Source organism: Robinsoniella sp., assembly GCF_034124845.1.
This window is the reverse complement of record NZ_JAWYAJ010000152.1, coordinates 1-7,393: the sequence shown is the minus strand read 5'-3', so window position 1 is coordinate 7,393 and position 7,393 is coordinate 1. Positions and strand designations below refer to the sequence as shown.

The following is a 7,393-nucleotide window of genomic DNA, read 5'->3' as shown; positions in this document are numbered from 1 at the left end:
CGTCTCCGTCCGTATCTGCCAGATAATAAGCAGTGAGGCAGGTTCTCGTATAATAACCCCGGCAGAACACAGCACTTGGCGTAGTTCCATTTAAATATGCCACTGCTGAAAGGAACCGGTCTACGCGGTTGCCGTATCCATCCCCCCAGGCATTTACATTTCCTCTTCCCGGTTCATAGCCCACCGTATCAATCAGAGACGCATCATCGCAGTTGAACATAGAAAAATACTCCGGCCCCTCCAGAATATATCCGGCTGCATTTCGATAGTCATGCTCTTTGCTTATTTGATCCACAGGAAGAGAAGCTGCATTGCAGGCACCTGTATATGCCACTTCTACAAGTCCCCCATCCGTACCGTCTGTACTTTGATAAGAAGTCGTTCCATCGGCTGTCTTCACTGCAATCTCAGCTTTTCCATCCCCGTCAAAGTCCCATACCTGAAACTGTGTGTAATGAGCACCGGAACGGATATTGACTCCCATATCGATTCTCCACAGCAGAGACACTTCGCCGGTTGCAAAATTAACATCATATCCATCCAGGAATGTAGTTCCCGTATAGCCTTTTGCCGAATTATCCTGGGCATTGGAAGGATACCATTTTACAACTAATTCCAGCTGTCCATCCCCGTCCAGATCTCCTACGGACATATCATTTGCCGCATAAGTACAGGCCGTCCCATCCGGCATCGTCTGATCAGCCGGGCTGTAAAGCTTTAATTCCAGATATTTATCCTGCCATACTGCAGTGTCCAGTACCTTTATTCCAAGCTCCACATCAGAAGATCCTACTACCCGGTAAATGTCTGAAGCTTTTCCTCCCTCATCCACCAGATTGGTAACGGCGAGTTTTTCTGCTATCTTTGTTTCATTTCTGTAAATATCAAATGTGGTTCCTTTTGGGTCCTTTTCAAATGACCGCCAGCTCAGATAGACGCCGCTTGTATATTCTTTTCCGGATGCGTCGGCAGCTGTCACAACGGTTTCTCCTCCGTCTGCTCCCGCCAGATTGACCGCAATTACGCCCCGGTCGGTCAGTGTCTCCCCAGGGGAAGCCGTCAATTCCGTGGTCACATCTGTCTTACACACCTCCGAGAAATCCCCTGCACCGCCTGCATTCACTGCTTTTATTTTATAGTAATAGGGAATATTTGCCGTCAGGTCGTCTCCGGTATCTGTAAAACCGGGTACCTGAGTCTCTGCTACTTTTATAAACTCTTTAAAGCCTTTATCACCTTCCGCCTTATCGGATCGATAAACCATATATTTAAAAGCCGTATCGGTACTGTCCCAGGAGAGTATCATCTCCCCGTTTTTAGCGCTGTCACATTTTACATTTGCGGGAGGCGCCGGTTTTTCCACTCCCGGATCCAGCATGTCTATTTCAATCACGTTGCCCGGCGCAGATTCTGTTCCATCCGCTGTAACTGCAGTCATATAGTACTGATACGTTTCTCCCATGGACGCTTTCATGGAACGGCAGGATAATTCATCTGTCTGATACTCTTCTGCCGTGAAAGATTTCACCACAGCAAACCCTTCATCAGCCTGCCCCTTCCGGTAGATCCGGTACGCCGCTGCCTCTCCCACTCCAGTAAAGCCAATGAGAAATGAAGCAGAATTCCCTTCAAAACTCATTTCAGAATAATTCAAACCGGATGGTGCTAATAATACCGGTGTAATTTCAAGACCGTTGATATAGGGATTAGATCCTCCAACGGTTAAGTTAAGCTGCCCATCCGTAACCCGCACAGTCGCCGCCATGCTCGCCAGTGACTGCTTGGTGGATATTCCTCCCGCTGCTTTTCCCTCCGCCATATAAGATGCCTTGATCGTAGACGTTCCGGGAAGCAGATCACCTGCATAAACCTTAATTTCATAATCACCATTTGGAAGATCTACGGCAAATTCTCCTGCTCCCAGGTTGAAATCATCCGCCATTGCCGAAGAATCGGCATTTCCGTTGCCGGAGCGGCTGCGTCCGTTATTAGGAGCCTTTAACCATCCGTATCCGGCTTCTTTTGTATATTCCTGGTTCTGATTTACGCCGGTCCATCCCTCCATCGTAGGTGAATTGTTATAGTTAAAATCATATTTATACTGGGCGGACTTTGTTGTGACCGTTATCTTTTCAGACAGTTCCCCAAGACCTTTCTCATTGTAGCCGCCTACGGCATATACATAAGTTTTGCCGCCTGCGCACCCGTTATCCGTATATCTGTTTCCCGCAGTAACGGAATACTTTTCTGCATTTGTAAAGTCCACTGTTTCCCCAGATGCCCCCTCTGTCAGTTCTTCCCGGAAAATATAATACATTTCAGCTCCCTGGGAGGCATCCCATTGCATGGATACACTGGAAGCCCCTGCGGTAACCGGCATTAATCCCGTAACTGCCTGGGGAACATCGGCTGATTCCTTCAAATTAATAAATGACTGCAGACGGCTGATCAACGGGTCCCCGTTCTGAGGCATTCCTGCAATCTCTGCAGCTACACACTGGGCAAACTTATACGCCCCATAGTACTGTAAATGGGTGCTGTCCGTTGCTCCTCCTGCATAGGCTCCTTCATATTCCCCTGGTTCCACCCAGAGAAACAGAGATTTTGCCCCTTCAATCCCAAAGCTTTCGCATAGTGTTATGGATGCCGCACTTAAGTCCGCTAACGGAATATTTTCCTGTGCTGCTATGGTTCTCATGACATCTCCATATGCTTTGAAATTTTCATTAAATGTACCGTCTGCATTGTAACTGTACCGTGCTGCAGGAGTAACCAGAATGCAGGCAGCTCCTCTTTGTTTTGCACCGTCAATATAATATTTGATCCATTTCCCAAAATCCTCCGGAGAAACATAACGGTTGGGCCTGGAAGAAGTTGCATCATTATGCCCCCACTGAACAAGCAGATAATCCCCGGGCTTTACGTCCTCCAAAAGGTCGTCCAGCTTTCCTTCTTCGATAAAGGATCTGGAACTTCTTCCTCCAATTGCTCTGTTCTCTATGATCACCTGATCCGTTTCATAGCTTCTGGACTGATTGTAATTACAGTCTTCACAAGGTCCTTCCCCGATATAATTTCCAAAGAAATTATGCAGTGCCTCTCCCCATCCTGTCTGGGGATCATAGTAATCCTCATAAGTCTGCACGGTAGAATCCGATGCCAGGAATATGGTAGGTTTTTCTCCTGGAGATTTTTCCGGGGATGCCGCAATCTCCATACTTTCTACATATACAGACTGCTCTGCTGCCTCATTTTCCGAAACCGCTTTGTTCTCGGCTAAGAACTTCAGATTCAGTATCCCGTCAACGAGACAGGTATGAAAGGTTACCGTCTTTCTGCTGCCTGCCTCTACTGTAACACCAGTTGCTTTCATAATATCCTCAGCTTCCAGACGTGCGGTATAATCCATCTCTGTAGGATTTACCAGTTCCACTGTGATATCATAATCCTTCGCTTCCAGTTTTAAATCCAAAGTAGAAGTATTTTCATATGTATAAACACCGTATCCGGTATGTTCTGTCTCAGTCCACACCTGGCTTGCAATCTGCAGGCAGGATTCCTGATCCGTAATGTAAGCAGCACTCCCTGTTGTTAGGAATGCATTTCTTGGGTAATACACATTCCCCTGCCAGCCTGGCGCCGCTTCCGGATATGTAAGGTCTGAAAATCCAAATCCAGTCTCGTCCGAATACAGGTTTTTACTGGTTACTCCATTGTCTGCCTTTGTTCCAAACAAAAAAGTCCCGGTATTCCCTGCCTGCGTTGCATCCGATTGACGAATTACTTCTGTTTCCTGCTCTGATACCTGTTCCGATACTTGTACCGGTTCCTGTTCCGATTCCAGGACAGATTCCTTTTCCCTTTGTTCTCCCATACTATCTGTCTCTGATTCAGCGGTCCCACCACTAAATTCCGCTGCAAAAGCCTCTGCCGTCTGCATATTGGTTACTACCATAGCTGCTGCCAGACAGATTGCTGCCGCCGAGGATAACCGGCGTCTTCTCTTTCCACTTTCTTTCATCTCACTTTACCTCCTTTTTTGTGCAACTTGATCATATATAGTTCTTGTTGCTGTAATGTTATAATATTTTAGCATTTTCTAAATATTATTTCCGGTTATCTATTGTTGAAAACTTTGCATTTTTAACCATTTTGGATCTGATACTGGGCATAATTGCTTTTTCATAAATGTGCGCTTGACAAACCCGTGCTACAAGTGTATAGTGTGTATTATAAACATACACACCACACATAGAAAGCGGTCGATCCCTATGAAAATATTAATCTCCAACACTACAGACAAACCTCTGTACCAGCAAATTGAAGAACAGCTCAAAGACGCCATATTTAAAGGCGAATTAAAAGAGGGTGATGCCCTGCCCTCAATCCGGGGTTTTGCCAATGACTTAAAGGTAAGCGTCCTTACCATACGCCGCGTTTACGATGAATTGGAAGCCGAGGGATTTGTCACCAGCCAGGTGGGAATCGGAACCTTTATCTCAGCCGGTAACCTGGAACTCCTTCGGGACTCGAAACGGCGTCTTGTGGAGCAGAAAATGCAGGATATGATTTTGTCGGCTAAGACCCTGGAAATTTCCAAACAGGAACTGATGGATATGATGGATATTCTATATGAAGAAGAATAAGCAGGAGGATTTATACATGGAAAATGTATTAGAAGTAACCGGATTAAACAAGAATTATAAGAACTTTGCCTTAGAAGACGTAACCTTTTCCCTTCCCGGCGACTGCATCACAGGATTTATCGGTATCAACGGTTCCGGTAAAACAACCACCATCCGGTCAATCTTAGGTCTTGCCCATAAAGATGCCGGTAATATTAAAGTGTTCGGACTTGACATGGCTAAACACAGCCGGGAAATTAAGAACCGATTAGGCGTAGTCCTGGACAGTGGATGTTTCTACGAAGATCTCACCATGTCGGAGATGAAAAGCATCCTGGCACCCGCCTACTCCAAGTGGAACGAAAAGACTTACCGGGATTATATGGACCGTTTTTCCCTGAATCCAAAGCAGAAAATTTCCACGCTGTCCAAAGGCATGCATATGAAGTTTGCACTTACGCTGGCACTTTCCCATGAAGCGGAACTTCTGATCATGGATGAGCCGACCAGTGGACTGGACCCGCTGATCCGCAGCCAGTTCATGAAAATATTAACGGACTATATGAAGGAAGGCGGCAAGAGCGTATTTTTCTCAACCCATATCACTTCCGATCTGGACCGGGTCGCAGATATGCTGATTTTAATCAATAAGGGCCACATTTTATTTGAAGAAGAAAAAGATATGCTTTTAGAGGAATACCGGCTGGTAAAAGGAGATGGAACGCATCTCTCGCCATCGGTTAAAGAACTGTTTTTAAATTTGGAAGAAACACGTTTTGGGTTTACCGGTCTTACAAAACATATTGCAGAAGTACGGCGGAACATACCGGATATACTGGTAGAAAAACCAGGAATTGAGGATATCATGCTGGGCTGCATACAAGGAGGGGAATAATTATGACTCTGCATATTCTGAATCTGCTGAAAAAGGATTGTTTGATTGTAAAAACCAATCTTTTGCTGATGATGGGTTTTACCATATTTTTTACTGTATTTCTGGTTCTGCGGACGCCCAGTCTGGCTGGTGCACCCCTGTTTATCATGCTGAGTATCTTCATTCCCATGCTCACAACCAGTTTTATATCACAGGCTGAATATAAAGCCTACAAAGTAATGCCTCTGCTGTGCGCCTCTCCTTACAGCAGAACGGCTATGGTAATTTCCCGCTACCTGTTTTTATACCTGATATTTTTTTATTGCTGTATTGTTTACTTCGTCGTTATGTTCATTCTGCAGATGAAACAGATCCAATTTTCATCGATTTTGACATCCTTTTTGATTTTATCCATCCTGTACGGAATCTGCGAGCCGCTGGAGTATCAGATCGGTTTTGAAAAAATACAATATCTTTTCATAATGCTGATAATGGTGATTCCTTTTGGAACTGTTTTTATTTTAAAACTAGATCTCCTGTCGAAAATCCATATCACAAATCTGCCTCCGGATTTTATACTTTATATCCTGATGGCAGCCGCTGTCATCGTAATCAATGCCATATCCATCACGATTTCTTCCCGTATTTTCGCCCGCCGGGAACTTTGATAACGATCATGTTGGATCGAAAAAAGGAGGATCTGCCATGCTATTGCACCTGGTTAAAAAAGACTTTTTTATAATCCGTATTTATTTTATTGTGAGCCTGGCAATTGCTGCCGCTATCCAGGTCAGCATCCAAATCGCACTTCCGGACCTGCCCGGAACGATAATATTGCTTTACACCGTGATCATGGTTTATCTGCTCTTATGCCAGAATCTATCCATTAAGGAGTCTAAATTTGAAAAGGCGGAGTCCCTTTTATGTTCTGCCCCTTATCTGAGATGTGATCTGGTCGCAGCCCGTTACATTTTCCTGATGCTGCCTCTTATATGCTGTATCATCCTGTACCAGGCTATATCACTGATTCTTAGAACTGCACCGGTCAGTCTGTTTCATTGCTTTCTGGTCACGGCAATTGCACTGATACCATTATCCATTTACATTCCCATTCAATATAAGTTTGGTTATGCAAAGACAAAATTTATACTTACCGGAATGATACTGTTAGCCGCACTGTTTCCCAGGGAGATCACCTTGCTGTTCCAGTCTTTCAATCCCAAAGAGCTGTCGGCATTTCCGGATTTATACAAATATCTTCTGGTAATTGCGACCATAACAGCCACGATAGGAATATCCATGTTTTTTTCCATCCGGATTTATAAATCCAGGGAAATGGTATAAAGGCAGCACAAAAGCGTACAGATACAGGAACCAGTGCTTCCTTTGTCTGTACGCTTTTTATTATAGGCTGATCTGAAAGCAGGTGTTACAATTACTTGCTGCCAACTTCCATTGTCCAGCCATGAGTATCCTGGATTTTACCTAACTGGATTCCGGTTACGGTATCATAAAGCCTCTGGCTGATCTCACCAATTCCACCGTCTCCAATCTGGAATACGTCATTCACATAACGCAGATGGCCTACCGGAGAAATAACCGCTGCGGTTCCAGTTCCCCATACTTCTTCTAATGCACCGGTTCTCGCTGCTTCTTCCAGTTCATCCACACTGATTCTTCTTTCTTCAACAGGAAGTCCCCACTCTTTACAGAGTTCAATACAGGTATTTCTGGTTACACCCGGAAGGATGCTTCCGTTTAATACCGGTGTAACAACCGTTCCATTTATCTTAAAGAAGATATTCATAGCTCCTACTTCTTCAATATACTTTCTTTCCACTCCATCTAACCAGAGCACCTGGTAATATCCCTCTTCATGTGCCTTTACCTGTGC

6 protein-coding genes are annotated in these 7,393 nt (G+C 44.8%); 4 read left to right on the top strand and 2 right to left on the bottom strand.

The window, feature by feature from the left end:
* The coding region (locus ACH2DQ_RS07265) for an SGNH/GDSL hydrolase family protein (RefSeq protein WP_395026165.1) at positions 1–4,021 on the bottom strand (4,021 nt) is incomplete at its 3' end.
* A 250-nt stretch (positions 4,022–4,271) separates the two neighbouring features.
* Between ACH2DQ_RS07265 and ACH2DQ_RS07260 the strand changes: the two genes are divergently transcribed.
* From ACH2DQ_RS07260 to ACH2DQ_RS07245, 4 genes are read left to right on the top strand one after another with little or no spacing between them, the layout of a single operon-like run.
* Positions 4,272–4,646 carry a GntR family transcriptional regulator gene (locus ACH2DQ_RS07260; protein WP_394912280.1) on the top strand — a complete coding sequence of 125 codons (375 nt, stop codon included), beginning with the start codon at positions 4,272–4,274 and terminating at the stop codon, positions 4,644–4,646.
* Positions 4,647–4,662: 16 nt separating this feature from the next.
* On the top strand, positions 4,663–5,520 hold the full coding sequence (locus ACH2DQ_RS07255) for an ABC transporter ATP-binding protein (RefSeq protein ID WP_394912281.1): 858 nt from the start codon (positions 4,663–4,665) through the stop codon (positions 5,518–5,520).
* 2 nt (positions 5,521–5,522) lie between these two features.
* Positions 5,523–6,167 carry an ABC-2 transporter permease gene (locus tag ACH2DQ_RS07250; protein ID WP_394912282.1) on the top strand — a complete coding sequence of 215 codons (645 nt, stop codon included), beginning with the start codon at positions 5,523–5,525 and terminating at the stop codon, positions 6,165–6,167.
* 37 nt (positions 6,168–6,204) lie between these two features.
* Positions 6,205–6,843 carry an ABC-2 transporter permease gene (locus tag ACH2DQ_RS07245; RefSeq protein WP_394912283.1) on the top strand — a complete coding sequence of 213 codons (639 nt, stop codon included), beginning with the start codon at positions 6,205–6,207 and terminating at the stop codon, positions 6,841–6,843.
* 91 nt (positions 6,844–6,934) lie between these two features.
* Here the strand turns inward: ACH2DQ_RS07245 and ACH2DQ_RS07240 are convergent.
* Positions 6,935–7,393, bottom strand: a 459-nt coding sequence (locus ACH2DQ_RS07240) for an aminotransferase class IV (RefSeq protein WP_395026162.1), incomplete at its 5' end; no start/stop codon positions are given.